The 17,427-nt window shown below is 73.1% G+C and carries 16 protein-coding genes and 1 tRNA gene; 16 read left to right on the plus strand and 1 reads right to left on the minus strand.

Features of this window, described 5'->3' with window-relative positions; genetic code table 11:
• The first annotated feature begins 1 nt into the window (after nt 1).
• The gene (locus DEJ32_RS06570; RefSeq protein ID WP_110900707.1) at nt 2-652 is read left to right on the plus strand and encodes a hypothetical protein; all 651 of its coding nucleotides are present in this window, start codon (nt 2-4) and stop codon (nt 650-652) included.
• 66 nt (nt 653-718) lie between these two features.
• Here DEJ32_RS06570 and DEJ32_RS06575 read toward each other — a convergent pair whose 3' ends face one another.
• Entirely contained in the window at nt 719-988 is a 270-nt protein-coding gene (locus tag DEJ32_RS06575) for a DUF4031 domain-containing protein (RefSeq protein ID WP_110890530.1), read from the minus strand.
• Nucleotides 989-1,197: 209 nt separating this feature from the next.
• On the opposite strand from DEJ32_RS06575, the gene rplU reads away from it, so the two are divergent.
• The 15 genes from rplU to DEJ32_RS06655 all read left to right on the plus strand — a co-directional run bounded on the left by rplU (nt 1,198) and on the right by DEJ32_RS06655 (nt 17,406).
• Nucleotides 1,198-1,506, plus strand: a complete 309-nt coding sequence (gene rplU, locus DEJ32_RS06580; RefSeq protein ID WP_110823834.1) for a 50S ribosomal protein L21 — start codon at nt 1,198-1,200, stop codon at nt 1,504-1,506.
• A 15-nt stretch (nt 1,507-1,521) separates the two neighbouring features.
• Nucleotides 1,522-1,773: a 50S ribosomal protein L27 gene (gene rpmA / locus DEJ32_RS06585; protein WP_071257351.1), complete on the plus strand. Its 252-nt coding sequence runs from the start codon at nt 1,522-1,524 to the stop codon at nt 1,771-1,773.
• Nucleotides 1,774-1,858: 85 nt separating this feature from the next.
• Nucleotides 1,859-3,421 carry a GTPase ObgE gene (obgE, locus tag DEJ32_RS06590; protein WP_110900708.1) on the plus strand — a complete coding sequence of 521 codons (1,563 nt, stop codon included), beginning with the start codon at nt 1,859-1,861 and terminating at the stop codon, nt 3,419-3,421.
• A gap of 13 nt (nt 3,422-3,434) precedes the next feature.
• Nucleotides 3,435-4,250, plus strand: a complete 816-nt coding sequence (gene proB / locus DEJ32_RS06595) for a glutamate 5-kinase (protein ID WP_110823836.1) — start codon at nt 3,435-3,437, stop codon at nt 4,248-4,250.
• Between the two features lie 88 nt (nt 4,251-4,338).
• Nucleotides 4,339-5,604: a glutamate-5-semialdehyde dehydrogenase gene (locus DEJ32_RS06600; RefSeq protein ID WP_110900709.1), complete on the plus strand. Its 1,266-nt coding sequence runs from the start codon at nt 4,339-4,341 to the stop codon at nt 5,602-5,604.
• Between the two features lie 41 nt (nt 5,605-5,645).
• Nucleotides 5,646-5,846 carry a hypothetical protein gene (locus tag DEJ32_RS06605; protein WP_110823838.1) on the plus strand — a complete coding sequence of 67 codons (201 nt, stop codon included), beginning with the start codon at nt 5,646-5,648 and terminating at the stop codon, nt 5,844-5,846.
• An 11-nt stretch (nt 5,847-5,857) separates the two neighbouring features.
• The gene (gene nadD / locus DEJ32_RS06610) at nt 5,858-6,457 is read left to right on the plus strand and encodes a nicotinate-nucleotide adenylyltransferase (RefSeq protein WP_110823839.1); all 600 of its coding nucleotides are present in this window, start codon (nt 5,858-5,860) and stop codon (nt 6,455-6,457) included.
• Nucleotides 6,454-7,995, plus strand: coding sequence for a hypothetical protein (locus DEJ32_RS06620; protein WP_146234093.1), 1,542 nt, complete (start codon nt 6,454-6,456; stop codon nt 7,993-7,995). Before nadD ends, DEJ32_RS06620 begins: the two co-directional genes overlap by 4 nt.
• A gap of 130 nt (nt 7,996-8,125) precedes the next feature.
• Complete coding sequence (gene rsfS / locus DEJ32_RS06625; protein WP_110823841.1) at nt 8,126-8,518, plus strand: ribosome silencing factor; 393 nt, start codon at nt 8,126-8,128, stop codon at nt 8,516-8,518.
• A 114-nt stretch (nt 8,519-8,632) separates the two neighbouring features.
• Nucleotides 8,633-8,708: transfer RNA gene (locus DEJ32_RS06630), tRNA-Ala, on the plus strand.
• 89 nt (nt 8,709-8,797) lie between these two features.
• On the plus strand, nt 8,798-9,736 hold the full coding sequence (locus DEJ32_RS06635) for an aldose 1-epimerase family protein (protein ID WP_181420601.1): 939 nt from the start codon (nt 8,798-8,800) through the stop codon (nt 9,734-9,736).
• Nucleotides 9,715-11,340 carry an anthranilate synthase component I family protein gene (locus DEJ32_RS06640; RefSeq protein ID WP_110900712.1) on the plus strand — a complete coding sequence of 542 codons (1,626 nt, stop codon included), beginning with the start codon at nt 9,715-9,717 and terminating at the stop codon, nt 11,338-11,340. The genes DEJ32_RS06635 and DEJ32_RS06640 overlap by 22 nt, the downstream gene beginning before the upstream one ends.
• A gap of 63 nt (nt 11,341-11,403) precedes the next feature.
• A complete protein-coding gene (locus DEJ32_RS06645) occupies nt 11,404-12,261 on the plus strand; it encodes a hypothetical protein (RefSeq protein WP_181419394.1) in 858 nt (285 codons plus the stop codon).
• Between the two features lie 89 nt (nt 12,262-12,350).
• Nucleotides 12,351-13,979: a DNA polymerase Y family protein gene (locus DEJ32_RS06650; RefSeq protein WP_110900762.1), complete on the plus strand. Its 1,629-nt coding sequence runs from the start codon at nt 12,351-12,353 to the stop codon at nt 13,977-13,979.
• Nucleotides 13,980-13,992: 13 nt separating this feature from the next.
• Nucleotides 13,993-17,406, plus strand: coding sequence for an error-prone DNA polymerase (locus DEJ32_RS06655; RefSeq protein WP_110900713.1), 3,414 nt, complete (start codon nt 13,993-13,995; stop codon nt 17,404-17,406).
• Nucleotides 17,407-17,427: the final 21 nt, after the last annotated feature.

The following is a 17,427-nucleotide window of genomic DNA, read 5'->3' on the forward strand; positions in this document are numbered from 1 at the left end:
GGTGACCGACGAGCAGCCGACGGCTGGTCGCGGCCCGGTCCCGGGTCACGACCAGCCCGGTCCGGGCTGGGGTGCGGTCCCGCCGCCGCGGTCGCACGCCGACCCGGCTCCGGCCGCCCCGGTCCGCGCCGCCGTCGTCGCGCCGGGCGCGTCTCCGCTCGCGACGACCGGGGCCGCCCTGACGGTGGTCAGCGTCGTCCTGGTGGAGTTCGTCGCGGGTCTGGTGGGCCTGGTCGGCACGAGCACGATCGTCGGGCCCTTCCGGAGCCACGGCGGGACGAGCCTGGTGGAGGCGTTCGTGCAGAGCGTCTTCGTCACCCGGTTCCCGTTCCACCTGGCGGCGTTCCTCGTGCTCGCCTTCCTCGCGCCCGTCGTGCCGAGGGTGCCGCTGCCCGTGGTCCTGCTCCGCGTCCTGCTCGCCGGTGCGGGCGGGACCCTCGCCCTCGCACTCGTGGGCCTCGTCCACGGGCTGGCCGAGGCCGCCGGGCAGGGGACCGTCGGACAGGCCCTCGGGCGCCTGCTCGTCGACGCCGTCACCACGCCGGTGCAGATCGGGCTGCCGCTCGCGCTGATGTTGCTCGGCTCGTCGACGGTGGCGTGGCTGTGGCTCGGACGCGCACGTCGCCGTCCGGCGGGAGCCCCGCGGGCCTGACGACCCGTTCCGGAGGCCCACTGGCGGCGTGCCGGCACCCGCGGTCGTCTGCAGCAGACGGTCGTGTCAGTGGCGCTTGTCGCGCTGCGGCACCCGCAACCCGCTCGCGATGAGCCGCAGCACCAGCTCGCGACCGGTCACGGGGGAGGCCCCGGACGCCACGAGTTCGTCGTACCGGGCCTGCGGCACGTCGTAGTGGTCGTGGTCGAACGCCCGTCGCGGGACGCCCGCGCGGTCGGCGAAGGCATGCAGCTCGTCGTAGGATGAGTCACTGACCAGGTGTGACCAGAGCGTGTCGTGCGCGGGCCAGGCCGGGGGATCGATCAGCACGGTCATCCCGCCATGGTACGTGTGTCGGCGTTTGACCCACCTGGTCGGATCGAGTATTCTCGATCCCTGGTGTCAGCGGGCCGTTCTGCCTGCGTCGCCGATCGACTCGGGGCGACCTGGGACCCGGGTGAACCGGGATCCGGGGCAAGCCGGATGGATCGCGCAGAAGTGGGCACCCGAGACTTCCCTCAAGCAGAGTTACGTAAGGAATCCACGTGGTTTACGCAGTAGTGCGCGCCGGCGGCCGTCAGGAGAAGGTCGAGGTCGGCTCGATCATCACCATCGACCGCATCAAGGCCGACGACAATGGCAACATCGACCTCGCGCCGGTGCTCCTCGTGGACGGGGACAAGATCACCTCCGCCGCGGCCGAGCTCGCGAACGTGACGGTCACCGCCGAGGTCCTCGCCGATCTCCGCGGCCCGAAGGTCATCATCCAGAAGTTCAAGAACAAGACCGGTTACAAGAAGCGCCAGGGCTTCCGCGCGGATCTCACGCGCGTCAAGGTCACCAAGATCGCGTAAGGCGGAGGTAGAGACATGGCACACAAGAAGGGTGCGAGTTCCACTCGCAACGGTCGCGACTCGAACGCACAGCGCCTCGGCGTGAAGCGCTTCGGTGGCGAGGTCGTCAACGCCGGTGAGATCATCATCCGCCAGCGCGGCACGCACTTCCACCCCGGCGCGAACGTCGGCCGCGGTGGCGACGACACGCTGTTCGCCCTCTCGGCCGGTTCGGTCGAGTTCGGCACCAAGGGTGGCCGCAAGGTCATCAACATCGTCAACGCGTAGTCACCGACGATCAGTTCAGCGGGAGGGGCAGGCCGTGTGCCTGCCCCTCCCGCTGTTTTCCCGTACGACAACCAGGAGTGAACCCATGGCGACGTTCGTCGACCGCGTGACCCTGCACCTGACGGCAGGCAACGGTGGCAACGGCTGTGTGTCCGTCCGTCGTGAGAAGTTCAAGCCCCTCGCGGGCCCCGACGGCGGCAACGGCGGTGACGGCGGCGACATCGTGCTCGTCTCCGACCCGCAGGTCACGACCCTCCTGGGCTACCACCGCTCGCCCCACCGCTCCAGCCGCAACGGCCAGCCGGGCATGGGCGACCACCGGAGCGGTGTCAGTGGCGAGACGCTCGAGCTCCCCGTCCCCGTCGGCACGGTCGTGTACGACGAGGACGGCGAGGTGCTCGCGGACCTCACCGAACCGGGCATCCGCGTCGTCGTGGCCCCCGGCGGCCAGGGCGGGCTCGGCAACGCCGCACTGGCGACCACGAAGCGCAAGGCCCCCGGGTTCGCGCTGCTCGGCACCGACGGCTGGAGCGGGGACGTCAGCCTCGAGCTGAAGACCATCGCCGACGTGGCCCTGGTCGGGTTCCCGAGCGCGGGCAAGTCCTCGCTCATCGCCGCGGTCTCGGCAGCGAAGCCGAAGATCGCCGACTACCCGTTCACCACCCTCACGCCGAACCTCGGCGTCGTCGAGTCCGGCACGACCCGGTTCACCGTCGCGGACGTCCCCGGCCTGATCGAGGGCGCGTCGGAGGGCAAGGGCCTCGGGCTCGAGTTCCTCCGCCACGTGGAGCGCTGCGAGGCCCTCCTGCACGTGATCGACTGCGCGACGCTCGACGCCGGCCGCGACCCGGTGAGCGACCTCGACGTCATCCTCCGCGAGCTCGAGCAGTACCCGGTCCCCGAGGGACAGGTCCCGCTCCTCGAGCGGCCGCAGCTCATCGCGCTGAACAAGATCGACGTGCCGGACGCCGCGGAGCTCGCGGCCTTCGTGACCGCGGAGTTCGAGTCGCGCGGCTACCGGGTCTTCCCGATCTCGACCGCGTCGCACAAGGGCCTGCGCGAACTCACCTTCGCCCTGGCCGACGTCGTCGAGCAAGCGCGGGCCGAGCGTGCCGCCGAGCCCGAGGTCGAGCGCATCGTCATCCGCCCGAAGGCCGTCGACGAGAAGCCCTTCACAGTCCGGGCCGAGGGCGGCGAGGAGCACCGCTTCTACCGCGTCCGCGGCGCGAAGCCGGAGCGCTGGGTCCAGCAGACCGACTTCACCAACGAGGAGGCGATCGGCTACCTCGCCGACCGGCTCGCGAAGCTCGGTGTCGAGGACGGCCTCTTCAAGGCCGGAGCCGTCGCCGGGTCCACCGTCGTGATCGGTGGCGACGGCGGGATGGTCTTCGACTGGGAGCCCACCCTCACCTCCACCGCCGAGCTCATCACGAGTGCACGCGGCACCGACGCCCGACTCGACCTCAACGCGCGCCCCACACGCAACGAGCGTCGTGCCGACTACTTCGAGCGGATGGACGCGAAGGCGGCCGCCCGCGCGGAGCTCGAGCAGGAGCGCCGCGCCGGGCTGTGGCAGGACGACGCCACCGACGCGGGCGTGCCCGACACCGCCTCGTCCGTCGAGCAGGCAGCAGCCGAGCGGGACTGACCCGGGAGCGACGATGACCGACACGACCGAGCGCACCGCCGGACCCGTCACCGAGCGGGCCGACATCCCGCGCGCGCGACGGATCGTCGTGAAGGTCGGGTCCTCCTCGGTCAGCGGGGACAACGCCGGGCAGATCGGCCCCCTGGTCGACGCGTTGGTCGGTGCGTACCGGCGTGGGACCGAGGTCGTGCTCGTGTCCTCGGGTGCGATCGCGACGGGCTTCCCCTTCCTCGGCCTGGACGGCCGGCCGGACGACCTCGCGACCCAGCAGGCGGCCGCCGCGACCGGGCAGGCCGTCCTCGTGTTCCGGTACCAGAAGGAACTCGATCGCCACGGCGTCACCGCGGCCCAGGTGCTGCTCACCGCCGGCGACCTGCAGAACCCGACGCACCGCGTGAACGCCCGCCGTGCGATGAACCGGCTGCTCGAACTCCGGGTGCTCCCGATCGTCAACGAGAACGACACGGTCGCCACCCACGAGATCCGGTTCGGTGACAACGACCGGCTCGCGGCACTGGTCGCCCGGCAGCTCGAGGCCGACGCCCTCGTGCTCCTGTCCGACGTCGAGGCCCTGTACACGAAGCCGCCGGAGCAGCCCGGCGCCACCCGCATCGACGAGGTCCGGTTCGGCGACGAGCTCGCCGGCGTCACCTTCGGCTCGATCGGCGCGGCCGGGGTCGGCACCGGGGGAGCCGGCACGAAGGTCGCGGCCGCGCGACTCGCCGCCGAGGCCGGCACCGCGGTCCTCGTCACGGCCACCGCGCTCGTCGAGCGAGCCCTCGGCGGCGAGCACGTCGGTACCTGGTTCCGGGCCGCACCACGCGCCTGAGCGCGGGTCGTCGACGGCCTGGAGGCGCGCCTCCCGTCCGTGTCCACAGGTCGCGTCACGCGGGTGGTCGCCGGTCTACGATCGGTCCATGTCCCGCACCGCCCCCGCACCGACCCTGGCCGACGTCCTGACCGCCGCACGCTCCGCATCGACGGCGCTCGCGACCGCGACGACCGCCGTCAAGGACGCCGCTCTCCGGGCGATCGCGCTCGAGCTGCGTGCGGGCACGGCCGAGATCGTGACGGCGAACCACGAGGACCTCGTCGCGGGGGAGGACGCCGGCCTGTCGTCGGGTCTGCTCGACCGACTGCGGCTCGACGTGCTCCGGGTCGACGCCCTCGCGGACGCCGTCGAGCACGTCGTCGGCCTGACCGACCCGGTCGGCCAGCACGTCCGGGGATCGGTCCTGCCGAACGGCCTGCAACTCACGCAGGTCCGCGTGCCGTTCGGGGTCGTCGGCGCGATCTACGAAGCACGACCGAACGTGACCGTCGACATCGCCTCCCTGGCCCTGAAGTCCGGCAACGCGGTCGTCCTGCGCGGCGGGTCGGCGGCGCAGCGGACGAACGCGGTCCTGGTCGCACGGATCCAGGACGCCGTCGCCTCGGTCGGACTCCCGCGGGAACTGGTCCAGACCATCGACGAGTTCGGCCGGCAGGGCGCGACCGAGCTCATGCGTGCCCGTGGGCTCGTCGACGTGCTCATCCCGCGGGGGAGCGCCTCCCTGATCCAGACCGTCGTGACCGAGTCCCAGGTGCCGGTGATCGAGACCGGGGCCGGGGTCGTGCACGTGTTCCTCGACGAGTCCGCGCCGCTCGACCGGGCCGTGGACATCGTCCTGAACAGCAAGGTGCAGCGGCCGAGCGTGTGCAACGCCCTCGAGACCCTGCTGGTGCACGAGCGGGCCGCGGAACGGCTGTTGCCCGTGCTCGCCGACCGGCTCCGTGGCGCCGGGGTGACCCTCCGTGGCGACGACGCCGCCCGGACGATCGTGCCCGGGGTCCTGCGCGCGACCGAGGCCGACTGGGCGACCGAGTCGATGGACCTCGACCTGTCGATCCGGGTCGTACCGGACGTGGACGCGGCCATGGCGCACATCGCCCGGTGGTCGACGCACCACACCGAGTCGATCGTGACGAACGACGTCGACACGGCGGAGCACTTCCTGGCCGGGGTCGACTCCGCTGTCGTCATGGTGAACGCCTCGACCCGGTTCACCGACGGGGGTGAGTTCGGTTTCGGGGCCGAGGTCGGCATCTCGACCCAGAAGTTGCACGCCAGGGGGCCGATGGGGCTCCCGGAGCTCACGAGTACCAAGTGGCTCGTGCGCGGGCAGGGACACATCCGCGGCTAGGATGGTCCGGAGTCTTCCTCGACCGATCGGAGCACTGCCAGATGTCACTCCTCGCTGAGGCCGCCGAGCACGCGGCCGGCGTCCCCGCGATCGTCTACCCGATCGTCGCCGCCTGCTTCTTCACCTTCCTGGGCTTCGTCACGTGGAGCTTCCGCGACGTCGCCTACCGCCACTCGCACAAGTTCCAGGCCACCCGTCAGCACGAGACCGGCGTGGACGAGTTCGGCCACTCGAAGATCTGACCAGCCCCCCGATGCTCGAGAGCACGGGTCGGCCGCGCATCGGGGTGATGGGCGGGACGTTCGACCCGATCCACCACGGTCACCTCGTGGCGGCGTCCGAGGTCGCGAAGCACTTCGACCTCGACGAGGTCGTGTTCGTCCCGACCGGTCAGCCGTACATGAAGGCGGACGTCACCGACGCCGAACACCGGTACCTGATGACGGTCATCGCGACGGCGTCGAACCCGATGTTCACGGTCAGCCGGGTGGACATCGACCGCCCGGGTCCGACCTACACGGTGGACACCCTCCGCGACCTCCGCGAGCAGCGCCCCGACGCGCAGCTCGTGTTCATCTCCGGAGCGGACGCGGTCCAGCAGATCCTGGACTGGAAGGACCACGACGGCCTCTGGGACCTGGCCCACTTCGTCGCCGTGACCCGACCGGGACACGCGTTGAGCATCACCGGACTCCCAGAACGGGACGTTAGTGTCCTCGAGGTCCCCGCGCTGGCGATATCCTCGACCGACTGCCGCGATCGGGTGAGAGGCGGGTCCCCCGTCTGGTACCTCGTACCGGACGGCGTCGTCCAGTACATCTCGAAGCACCATCTGTATCGGAGCGTTGCATGAGTCCGTCCGACGCGCAGCCGCCCCTGTCGCGGCGTCAGATGCGCGAGCGTGAGCGCGCCGCGTCCGGCGGTGCCCAGCCCGTGACCCCACCGCCGACCGTCGCCGCGACCAGCGCGCCGGAGGCCCGGCGTCGTCCCGGTTCGCACGTCGCGCCCGGCTCCGCGGCGCCCGCCCAGTCGGCCGTCCCGCGGTCCGCCAGCGCACCCTCGGGTGTCCCGGACCAGCCGCCGGCGTCCGCGACGGAGATCGTGCCCGGCACCGGCGGGATGTCCCGCCGACAGCTGCGGCTCCTCCGCGAGGCACAGGAGCAGGGCGGCCGTCCGGTCCCGCTGCAGAACCCCACCCCGCACTCCTCGGACCGCACGGTGCAGGACGTGCTCGGCACCCTGTCCGGTCCGGCCGCCGTCCCGGCCCCGGACGCACAGGTGCCGTCCCTCCCGACGCCCGCCGAGACGGCCGCGTCGGGCGTCGACCCCGAGCGGGTGCCGCTGGTGCCCTTCGGGTTCGCCGGCCCCGCCGACACCGCCGACACCGCAGACCGGTCGGACGACGACGCCGGTCAGGACACCCGCGCTGAGGACGACGGCGGCGAGACCTCGCACTGGCAGGAGCCGAACCCCGAGGTGTCCCACCTCGACCCGGCAGCCGTCGAGCAGGCCACGGCCGCCGACGGATCGCCCGATGCGATCGAGCCCCTCGAGGCGGCGGCCGCGCACGCGGAGGAGCCGCGCCTGCACCGCACCACCTGGGCACCGCACGACGCGGACCCGGACGACCTCGCGGTCACCGACGAGCCGGGTACGACGGCGGGGACCGGTGTCGACGACGTCATCCCGGCCCCGACCTCCGCCCCGGCTGCAGCGGCTCCCGGCGTGTTCCCGCTCGACCTGGACGACGACGACACGAACGAGGTCCCGCTGCCCGTCGTGCCCGCCGACGCCCAGGTGTCCGGACCGACCTCCGCCGTCCGTTCCGGCGCGGCGTCGGCGCCGGGCTCCGCATCCCGTCCGGCGTCGTCTGATGCCGGCCGCGAGCCGAAGCCGGTCACCACGGCCTTCGAGGCGCCGAGCGGCCACTGGTCCACCTTCGCGCACGACTCGAACGACGCCGAGGTCCACGACGAGGAGACCGGCACCCGCCGCGTCACCGAGGCGCGGTCGAACGCCATCATCCTGCCGAACTCGGCCCTGGCGGACCCGACCGGTGCGCTGAACGCCACCGGCGAGGTCATCCTCACCGGGTCGATCGACCTGCCGTCCTCGCTGTCCTCGACCGGGTCGCACCGGCCGATCGACGGCGCCGAGGTCGACCGGCTGCTCGACCAGCAGGACGAGCAGCCCGACACCGACGCCAGCCCGGTGCGCGCGAGCCGTGCGGTGTCGAGCCACACCTCGACGCGGCAGGTCGTCCTGGCCGCGGCGAAGCCCAAGGACTCGAAGGCGCCCGTGGTCCTGGCGGTCGCGGCCAGCGCGGTCGGGGTCGTCGCGGCGGGCGTGATCGTCGTCGCCCTGGTGGCCACCAACTTCTTCGGCTCGTAGCCGATCACCGGGTCGTCGGTCCGGGCTCACCGTCCTCGTCGGCATGGCCGTCGTCGGCGGTCTGACCTATGATCGACACCCATCATGAACATCGCGACGCCTCCGTCGGGATGACCACCGGAAGGAATCCGTGACCGCCTCCGCTCGCGCACTCGAACTCGTGCAGATCGCCGCCCAAGCGGCCGACTCCAAGCAGGCCGAGGACCTCGTCGCCCTCGACGTCACCCGACCGCTCCAGCTCACCGACGTGTTCCTGCTCGCCACCGGCCGCAACGAGCGCAACGTGCTCGCCATCGCCGACGAGATCGAGGACCGCATGCTCGAGGCCGGTTCGAAGCCGCTGCGTCGTGAAGGCCGCAGTGAAGGCCGATGGGCGCTGATCGACTTCGGGGACATCGTCGTGCACGTCTTCCACGAGGAAGAGCGCCAGTACTACTCCCTCGAGCGACTCTGGTCGGACTGCCCGGTCATCCCGCTCGACCTCCCGGTCGACCAGACGCAGGCGGCCGAACAGTCCGCGTAGCGGCGACGCGCCCGGGAGGCGACGGCGATTTCGTTCCCCCGTCTCCGCGTGGTGTACGCTGTACTGGTGCCTCCGGGGAACCGGAGGGACACCGACAGGCCGCTTGCGGCCGACGGGTCTGTGGCGCAGCTGGTAGCGCACCTGCATGGCATGCAGGGGGTCAGGGGTTCGAGTCCCCTCAGATCCACCACCGAAGCCCCGTTGCTCCCCGAGCAACGGGGCTTCTCCCGTTCCTGCCCCGTCGCCCGCCCGGGTCCCCGCGGCCGATACGCTGACCGCATGAGCAGCGCAGCCCCCCGGTCCGGGTCCCAGACGTCGATCGCATCCTCCGGCTACACCGCCGACATCGCGAGCGTCGGCGCGACCCTGCGGGCACTCCGCCACGACGGCCGCGACCTCGTCACCACCTTCGACGCGGACGAGGTACGACCGGTCTTCCGTGGGGCGGTCCTCGCCCCGTGGCCGAACCGAGTGGTGGACGGCCGGTACACCTTCGGCGGGACCGAGCACGAACTCGCCCTGACCGAGCCGAAGCGCTCCCACGCCCTGCACGGACTGGTCGCCTGGACGGAGTTCGCCGTGCTGGAACACGACGTCGACCGTGTGGTGCTCGCCACGACCGTGCAGCCGCAGGAGGGGTACCCGTACCGGGTCGAGGTCCGCGTGGAGTACCGCCTCGACGCCGACGGCCTGCACACCACCGTCACCGGCACGAACACCGGCGACGACCGGGCACCGTGGGGGACCGGCCCGCACCCGTACCTCCTCGCCGGCGCGGGCACGGTCGACGACTGGACGCTCACGCTCCCGGCCGCCGAGGTCCTCGAGGTCACCGAGGACCGGCTCATCCCGACCGACCTGGTCCCGGTGCACGACGAGTTCGACCTCCAGACGCCGACGCACATCGGACCGCGGTTCATCGACCACGCCTTCACCGGCTTCGACCGCGACACCGACGGCATCGCGGCGATCACCGTCACGGCAGCGGACGGACACGGCGTCCGGGTCGCCTTCGGCCCTGAGTGCGGGTGGGCGCAGGTGCACACCGCCGACCACGTGGTCCCCGGGTACCACCGTGCCGGGCTGGCCGTCGAGCCGATGACCTGCGCGCCGAACGCCTTCAACGCCGACGCCTTCGCCGCCGACGTGGACGCCGGCCTCGTCGTGCTCGAGCCGGGCGCCGCCCACGCCGCCGCATGGACGATCTCCGCGGTCTGACGGCCGAGGCGGTTCCCACCCCGTCCGTCGAGGGAGGCGCCGGCCCGCGGCTCGAGACCCGCAGGCTCGACGGCCCGGTCGACCTCGCCGTGCTCGCCCGGAGGACCACGACCGACCTGGTCTGGTTCGACTCCGCACTGCCGGAGGGGGCCCCACCGTCGGCGGGGCTCCGTGCCGCGTGGTCGGTGCTCGCCCTCACGGATGGACCGTTCGCCGCGCGGTTCCGTCACCAGGACCGTGTCGCCCGGCTCGACGTGTCGCCTGCCGCCGGGTCGTGGTTCGGGTCGTCCCGGGCCGAGGACCGAGCCGCGTTCGCCGTCCTCGACGACCTCCTGCAGCGCACACCGACGCTGGACGCACCGGCGGACGGCTGTGCGTTCGCGCTCGGGTGGGTCGGCTTCCTCGGGTACGAGCTCGGGCGTGAGGTCGACGGGCCCGACCGGACCGCGGACGGACACGCGGACGCCGACCTCCGGTTCGTGGACCGTGCGGTCCTCGTGCGGGGGGACGGAGCCGCCTGGGCGCTGACCCTCGTGGACGACGACGAGCCGGACGCGTCCGCGGCGAACCGCGCCTGGTCGGCCGGGCTGTGCGGCGCGGACCCGGACGACCGGGAGCCGGCCGCTCCGGAGCCGCACGACGACCTGGCGGACCGGGCCACGGGCCTCCCGGACGGTGGTCGGGAGCCCGACCGGTCCCTCCTGGAGGCGTGTGGTCGCGTCGACCGCGCGGCCTACGAGCGTGCGGTGGACACGTGCCGTGACGAGATCCGCGAGGGCAACGCGTTCCAGGTGTGCCTGACGACGGCGTTCGCCGTCCCGGACGCACCGGATGTAGCAGACGCACCGGACGCCCTGGACCGCCCCGGGGCCGCCGGCGACCGCCACCTGGCGGAGTACCTGCGGATCCGCCGGAGCGATCCGGTGCCGTTCGGCGCGTACCTGCGGACCGGTGACCTGCGGATCGCCAGCCGGTCCCCGGAGCGGTTCCTGCGCATCGACGCCGACGGCGGTGTGCTGGCCGAGCCGATCAAGGGCACCAGACCGCGTCACGTCGACCCGGTCGAGGACGCCGTGGTGCGCGCCGACCTGACGACCAGCGCCAAGGACCGGGCCGAGAACGTGATGATCGTGGACCTGCTGCGGAACGACCTGCAGCGGACGGCGCGCCCGGGGTCGGTGCGCGTCGAACGGCTCTGCGACGTCGAGACGTACGCGAGCGTCCACCAGATGGTGTCGACGATCGCCGGTGTCCTGGCACCCGGAGCCTCCCGGGCCGCGGTCGTGCGGGCGGCCTTCCCGCCGGGGTCGATGACGGGAGCGCCGAAGCGCAGTGCGACGGCGATCGCGGACCGGCTGGAGGGTGCCCCGCGCGGGGTGTACGCCGGGGCGATCGGGTACTTCTCGGCCAGCGGTGCGGTCGATCTGTCGGTGGCCATCCGGACACTGGTGACGGTCCTCCACCCGGACGGGTCCGTGCGGCGCAGGACGCTCGGGGCGGGCGGCGCGGTGACGTGGTCGTCCTCGCCGGAGGACGAGGCCGACGAGGTCGAGGCGAAGACGGTGTCGGTGCTCCGCGGGGTGGGTGCGGCGGCGCACTGGTAGCCCTCGAACAGGTGTTCGAGCCGCTGCCACCGGATGTCGGTGCCGGTTGACATCATCGAACACATGTTCGAACATGAGGGCATGCAAACGGCGACGGCACTCCGGTCGTCCGACGAGCGCAGCGACCGCGGACGCGGGGACCGCGAGCACGTCGGGCGGAACGGTGCTGCTCGCGGGGGCGCGGACGGGGCTCGCGGGGCCGACCACGTCGGAGCAGCGCGGGCGGCACTCGACCGGATCACCTCGCTGCGGTCGCGGGTGGCCGACATGGAGTCCACCCGGGTGGACACCGACGGGCTGCCCACCGCGGACGCCCTCGCCCCGCTGCTGCCGGGCGGTGCGATCCGCGCGGGTGGCACCTACGCCGTGCCGGAGTCGGTGCTGCTCGCCCAGACGATGCTGCAGGCGGCATCGGCGGCCGGCGCGTGGTGCGCAGTGGTCGGCGTGCCCTCGTTCGGTGTGGAGGCGGCGGCCGCGGCGGGGATCGACCTGGAACGACTCGTGCTGGTGCCGGACCCGGGCGACCAGTGGCTCGCGGTGACCGCGGCCCTCGCCGACGTCGCGCAGATCGTCCTCACCCGTCCCCTCGGCCGCGTGGTGCCCGGTGACGTCGCCCGGCTCTCCGCGCGTCTCCGGCAGCGCGGGGCCGCACTCGTCGCGCTCGGGTCCTGGCCCGGGGCGGACGTCACCCTGCGCGTCACCGAGTCCCGGTGGAGCGGGATCGGCCACGGTCACGGGTACCTCACCGAGCGACGGGTGACCGTCACCGCGTCGGGGCGCGCCGGTGCGGTCCGACCGACGAGCGCCGAACTGCTGCTGCCCGCTGCGGACGGCTCGGTCCGCGCGGCCGTCCCGACGACCGCGGTCGCCGCGGTGCCGGTCGACGAGCGGGTCCTGCGTCCCGTCGCGGTGGCGTCGTGAGCCCCCGCGGGCGCCGAGCGCTGGTGGGCGCGCCGAAGGGCGGGGGAGCAGGCGCTGCACTGTCCGGCGTCGGGATGCCCGGTGTCGGGATGCCCGGTGCGGGAGCCGTCCGTGCGGACGCACTCAGCCGGGGAGCGGGGCTGCCGGAACCCCCGCCGACCCGCACGATCGTCCTCTGGTGCCCGGACTGGCCCGTCATCGCGGCCGCCCGGGCAGCCGGCGCGCCTCCGGAACAACCGTTCGCCCTCATCGCCAAGGGCCTGGTCTTCGCGAGCTCCGCCTCGGCCCGGCAGGTCGGGGTGGTCCGAGGGCTGCGGGTGCGGGAAGCGCAGGCACGCTGCACCGACCTCGTCACCCAGCCGTACGACGACGCGCTCGACCACCGTGCGTTCGAGCCGGTCATCCGCGCCATCGAGGAAGCAGCACCCGGGGTGGAGGTCCTGCGCCCCGGGACGATCGCGCTGCGGGCCCGCGGTCCGGCGCGCTACCACGGTGGAGAACGGGCCGCGGCGACCGTCCTGGCGGGCATCGCGGCCGACCACGGCGCACCGGGTGTCCGGGCCGGGGTGGCCGACACCCCGTTCGCCGCCGAGCAGGCCGCACGGGCACGACCGCGGCGGCCCGGGGAGCGCGTCCGGATGGTGCCGGTCGGCGGGTCGGCGGAGTTCCTCGCCCCGCTGCCGCTCGGCGTGCTCGGCGACCCGGACCTCGCGATGGTCCTCGGCCGACTCGGGATCGCGACGCTCGGGGACTTCGCCGCGCTCACCGACGAACAGGTGCGCGACCGGTTCGGCGTCCCCGGGGCGTTCCTGCACCGCCTCGCCGGTGGGCGCGACCCGCGGGAGGTCTCCGCGCGCGAGGTGCCGCCCGACCTCGAGGTCCAGGCGTCCTTCGAACCGCCCCTCGACCGCGCCGACCAGATCGCCTTCGCGTTCCGCCGCTCCGCCGACGACTTCGCCGCGAAGCTCCGTGCAGCCGGTCTCGTGGCGACGACGATCCGGGTCGGCATCGTCGACGAGCGGGACGTCCTGCTCGAACGGGTGTGGGCGCACCCGCGGTGGTTCGACGCGGCCGACGTGGTGGACCGGGTGCGGTGGCAGCTCGCCGGCGGGGTCGACCCGACCGGGCTCGAGGCGCCGGTCACCTCGGTCGTGCTCGAACCCGTCGCGGTGGACGACCTCGCGAACCACGAGCGCGGACTCTGGGGCTCCGGACCCGACGAGCGGGTGCACCACGGCCTGGCCCGCGTACAGGGCATGGTCGGGCACGACGGTGTCGTCACGCCCCGGATCGGTGGCGGCCGCACGCTGGCGGAACGCATCGTGCTCGTGCCGTGGGGGGACGCACCCGCCGGGGGCGAGCGCGCACTCGCGGTGGTCCGGGACCGCCCGTGGCCGGGCAAGCTGCCCGGGCCGCCGCCGGCGACGGTCCTCGAGCGGCCGCGCCCGGTGGACGTCGTCACGGCGGACGGCGGTCCGGTGGACGTCGACGACCGGGGCACCCTGACCGGCGAACCCGGACGCTTCCGGTCGGACGGCGACCGTGGCGGACGGTTCGCACCCGTCACGGCGTGGGCGGGGCCGTGGCCGCTCGTCGTGCGGTGGTGGGAGTCGGGCGGACGACGACTGCACCGCCTGCAGCTCGTCGACGCCGAGGGGCGGGCGTGGTACCTGGTCCTCGCCGACCACCGCTGGTGGGCAGAGGCGATCGCGACGTGAAGGACGGACACTGATGGGGTACAACAACCCGCCGATCCCGTGGTCGCAGTTCGAGCGCGCCCTCTCCGACAAGCGGAGCCCGGGGACGACCCCCGAGGGTGACGGCGGCGACAGCCCGGCCTGGTCGCGGAAGCGTGCGCCGTACCGTCCGGCGGACGTCGCCTCGCCGGACGCGCCGCCCGCCGTGCCGTACGCGGAACTCCACGCGCACTCGACCTTCAGCTTCCTGGACGGGGCGAGCCCGCCCGAGCACCTGCTCGAGGAGGCCGCGCGACTCGGCCTGCACGGACTGGCGATCACCGACCACGACGGCTTCTACGGTGCCGCGCGGATGGCCGAGGTCGCCGAGACGTACCCGAGCGTCACCACCGTCTACGGCGCCGAGCTGTCCCTCGGACTGACCGGACCGCAGAACGGCGTGCCCGACCCGGAGGGCTCGCACCTGCTGCTCCTCGCCGACGGGCAGGACGGGTACCACCGGCTGGCCGGCGCGGTGACGGCCGCGCACCTCGCCGCGGGCTCCGAGAAGGGGCGTCCCCGGTACGACCTCGACGACCTCGCCGAGCGGTCGGGCGGACGGTGGCGGGTGCTCACCGGCTGTCGGAAGGGCACCGTCCGCCAGGCCCTCGAACGCGGCGGCGAGAGCGCTGCCGACCAGGCGCTGCGGGCGCTGCTCGACCGGTTCGGGACGGGCTCCGTCGTCGTGGAGCTCTCCGACCACGGGGACCCGCTCGACAGCGCCCGGAACGACGTCCTCGCCGCGCTCGCCGCCCGGCACGCGCTGCCCGTCGTGGCGACCGGGAACGTGCACTACGCCACCCCGGACCGGTTCCCGGTGGCGACCGCCCTGGCCGCCGTCCGCGCCCGGCGCAGCCTGGACGAGATCGACGGGTGGCTGCCCGCCGCCGACACCGCGCACCTCCGGTCCGGCGCCGAGATGGCCAGGCGGTTCGCCCGGTGGCCGGGTGCCGTCGAACGGAGCGTGGTGCTCGCCGACGAACTCGGCTTCCAGCTGAAGACCGCGAAGCCCGGGCTGCCCGACCTCGACGTGCCGGACGGCCACACGGCGATGACCTGGCTGCGCGAGCTCACCTGGCGTGGGGCCCGTCGGTTCTACCCCGGGGACGCGGACGGCGTCGACGCGCACAAGCGGGAGCGCATCGAACGCGAGCTGTCGGTCATCGAGGACAAGGGCTTCCCCGGGTACTTCCTCATCGTGCGCGACATGGTGCAGTTCGCCCGCGAGCGGGGGATCCTCTGCCAGGGGCGGGGTTCGGCCGCGAACTCGGCGGTCTGCTACCTGCTCGAGATCACCGCCGTCGACTCGATCCGGTACGGCCTGCCGTTCGAGCGGTTCCTGTCGGCCATGCGCGACGAGGAACCGGACATCGACGTGGACTTCGACTCCGACCGGCGCGAAGAGGTCATCCAGTACGTCTACGACAAGTACGGCCGGTTCAACGCCGCGCAGGTCGCGAACGTCATCACCTACCGGCCGAAGGGCGCGGTGCGGGACATGGCGAAGGCACTCGGACACAGCCCCGGACAGCAGGACGCCTGGTCGAAGCAGGTCGAACGGTGGGGTTCGGTCACCGAGAGCCAGGACCACGACATCCCGGAGCCGGTGGTCGACCTGGCCCAGCAGGTCCTCGGGTTCCCGCGGCACCTCGGCATCCACTCCGGCGGGATGGTCCTGACCGACCGGCCGGTGGGCGAGGTCGTGCCGATCGAGCACGCCCGGATGGACGGTCGGACCGTGCTGCAGTGGGACAAGGACGACTGCGCGTACATGGGGCTCGTGAAGTTCGACATGCTCGGACTCGGCATGCTCGCCGCGCTGCAGTACTCGTTCGACCTGGCCGCCGACCACTGCGGGGAGCGGTGGGACATGCACTCCATCCCGAAGGAGGAGCAGGGCGTCTACGACCAGCTCTGTCGCGCGGACACGATCGGCGTGTTCCAGGTGGAGTCCCGTGCGCAGATGGGCACGCTGCCCCGGTTGCTGCCGCGTCGGTTCTACGACCTCGTGATCGAGGTCGCCCTCGTGCGTCCCGGGCCGATCCAGGGCGGGGCGGTGCACCCGTACATCCGCCGGCGCACGGGTGAGGAACCGGTGACCTACATCCACCCCGCGCTCGAACCGGTGCTGGAACGGACGCTCGGGGTCCCGCTGTTCCAGGAGCAGCTCATGCAGATGGCCATCGCGGTCGGCAACTGCTCCGGGGACGACGCCGACCTGCTCCGTCGGGCGATGGGGTCGAAGCGCGGCCTCGAGAAGATCGACCGGCTCCGGGACAAGCTCTACCGGGGCATGGCGGAGAACGACATCCACGGCGAGGACGCCGACGCCATCTACGCCAAGATCCAGGCGTTCGCGAACTTCGGCTTCGCGGAGAGCCACTCGATCAGCTTCGCGCTCATCGTCTACGCGAGCGCGTGGATGCGGCTGCACTACCCGGGGGCGTTCCTGGCGGCGCTGCTCCGTGCACAGCCGATGGGGTTCTACTCGCCGCAGACCCTCGTCGCCGACGCCCGCCGGCACGGGGTCCGCGTGCTCCGGCCGGACATCCTGCGGTCCGAGGTCGACGCGACGCTCGAACCGATCGAGGGTCTGACGGACGCGGTCGGGGACGACGCCTGCCTGGCCACCGAGCAGCCGCCGGTGCTGCCGTTCGACCGGGACGCCCCCGACGACACCGCCGCACACCGTCGTGACGGTGCCTCCGCCGTGCGGCTCGGCCTCGCCGAGGTCGCGTCGCTCGGCCGCCGGAGCGCCGAGCGGATCGTCGCCGAGCGGCGGGCGAACGGACCGTTCACGGACATGTCCGACCTCGCACGTCGGGTCGGCCTCACCACCGCGCAGCTCGAGGCGCTCGCCGCCGCGGACGCGTTCGAGTCGCTCGGGGTCGATCGTCGTGGTGGCATGTGGTCGGCGGCGCAGGCGGCGGCGGAGCGCCCCGACCAGCTGCCGGACACCCAGGTCGTCGTGCAGCCGCCGCTGTTCGGGCAGATGACGAGCGGGGACGTCCTCATCGCGGACATGTGGTCGACGGGGATGTCCACGGACGACCACCCCGTCGGGCACCTCCGCGAGCGGTTGTCGGCGCGCGGGGTGCTCAGCGTCGAGGACACCAGGACGGCGGAGACCGGCCGGCGCGTGGAGGTCGGCGGGATCGTGACGCACCGGCAGCGCCCGGCGACGGCGTCGGGGATCACGTTCCTCAACGTCGAGGACGAGTCAGGCCTGGTGAACGTCATCTGCAGCGTCGGGGTGTGGGCCCGGTACCGCCGGGTGGCACGGGAGTCCCCTGCGGTCATCGTGCGGGGGATCCTCGAGCGGTCACCGGACGGGGTGGTCAACCTCGTCGCGGACCGCATCGAGCACCTCCCGCTCGCCGTCCGGACACGGTCGCGGGACTTCCAGTGACCGCCGCTCCCGTCCCCGGGA

This window comes from Curtobacterium sp. MCPF17_046, assembly GCF_003224295.1.
In the GTDB taxonomy this organism is placed as follows: domain Bacteria; phylum Actinomycetota; class Actinomycetes; order Actinomycetales; family Microbacteriaceae; genus Curtobacterium.

Excerpts from the sequence above, each read along its gene's own strand:
- DEJ32_RS06575 (WP_110890530.1), bottom strand. The coding sequence starts at position 988 with ATGACCGTGCTGATCGATCCCCCGGCCTGGCCCGCGCACGACACGCTC.
- rpmA (WP_071257351.1), top strand. The coding sequence starts at position 1,522 with ATGGCACACAAGAAGGGTGCGAGTTCCACTCGCAACGGTCGCGACTCG.
- obgE (WP_110900708.1), top strand. The coding sequence starts at position 1,859 with ATGGCGACGTTCGTCGACCGCGTGACCCTGCACCTGACGGCAGGCAAC.
- proB (WP_110823836.1), top strand. The coding sequence starts at position 3,435 with ATGACCGACACGACCGAGCGCACCGCCGGACCCGTCACCGAGCGGGCC.
- DEJ32_RS06600 (WP_110900709.1), top strand. The coding sequence starts at position 4,339 with ATGTCCCGCACCGCCCCCGCACCGACCCTGGCCGACGTCCTGACCGCC.
- DEJ32_RS06605 (WP_110823838.1), top strand. The coding sequence starts at position 5,646 with ATGTCACTCCTCGCTGAGGCCGCCGAGCACGCGGCCGGCGTCCCCGCG.
- nadD (WP_110823839.1), top strand. The coding sequence starts at position 5,858 with ATGCTCGAGAGCACGGGTCGGCCGCGCATCGGGGTGATGGGCGGGACG.
- DEJ32_RS06620 (WP_146234093.1), top strand. The coding sequence starts at position 6,454 with ATGAGTCCGTCCGACGCGCAGCCGCCCCTGTCGCGGCGTCAGATGCGC.
- DEJ32_RS06635 (WP_181420601.1), top strand. The coding sequence starts at position 8,798 with ATGAGCAGCGCAGCCCCCCGGTCCGGGTCCCAGACGTCGATCGCATCC.
- DEJ32_RS06640 (WP_110900712.1), top strand. The coding sequence starts at position 9,715 with ATGGACGATCTCCGCGGTCTGACGGCCGAGGCGGTTCCCACCCCGTCC.
- DEJ32_RS06645 (WP_181419394.1), top strand. The coding sequence starts at position 11,404 with ATGTTCGAACATGAGGGCATGCAAACGGCGACGGCACTCCGGTCGTCC.
- DEJ32_RS06650 (WP_110900762.1), top strand. The coding sequence starts at position 12,351 with ATGCCCGGTGCGGGAGCCGTCCGTGCGGACGCACTCAGCCGGGGAGCG.
- DEJ32_RS06655 (WP_110900713.1), top strand. The coding sequence starts at position 13,993 with ATGGGGTACAACAACCCGCCGATCCCGTGGTCGCAGTTCGAGCGCGCC.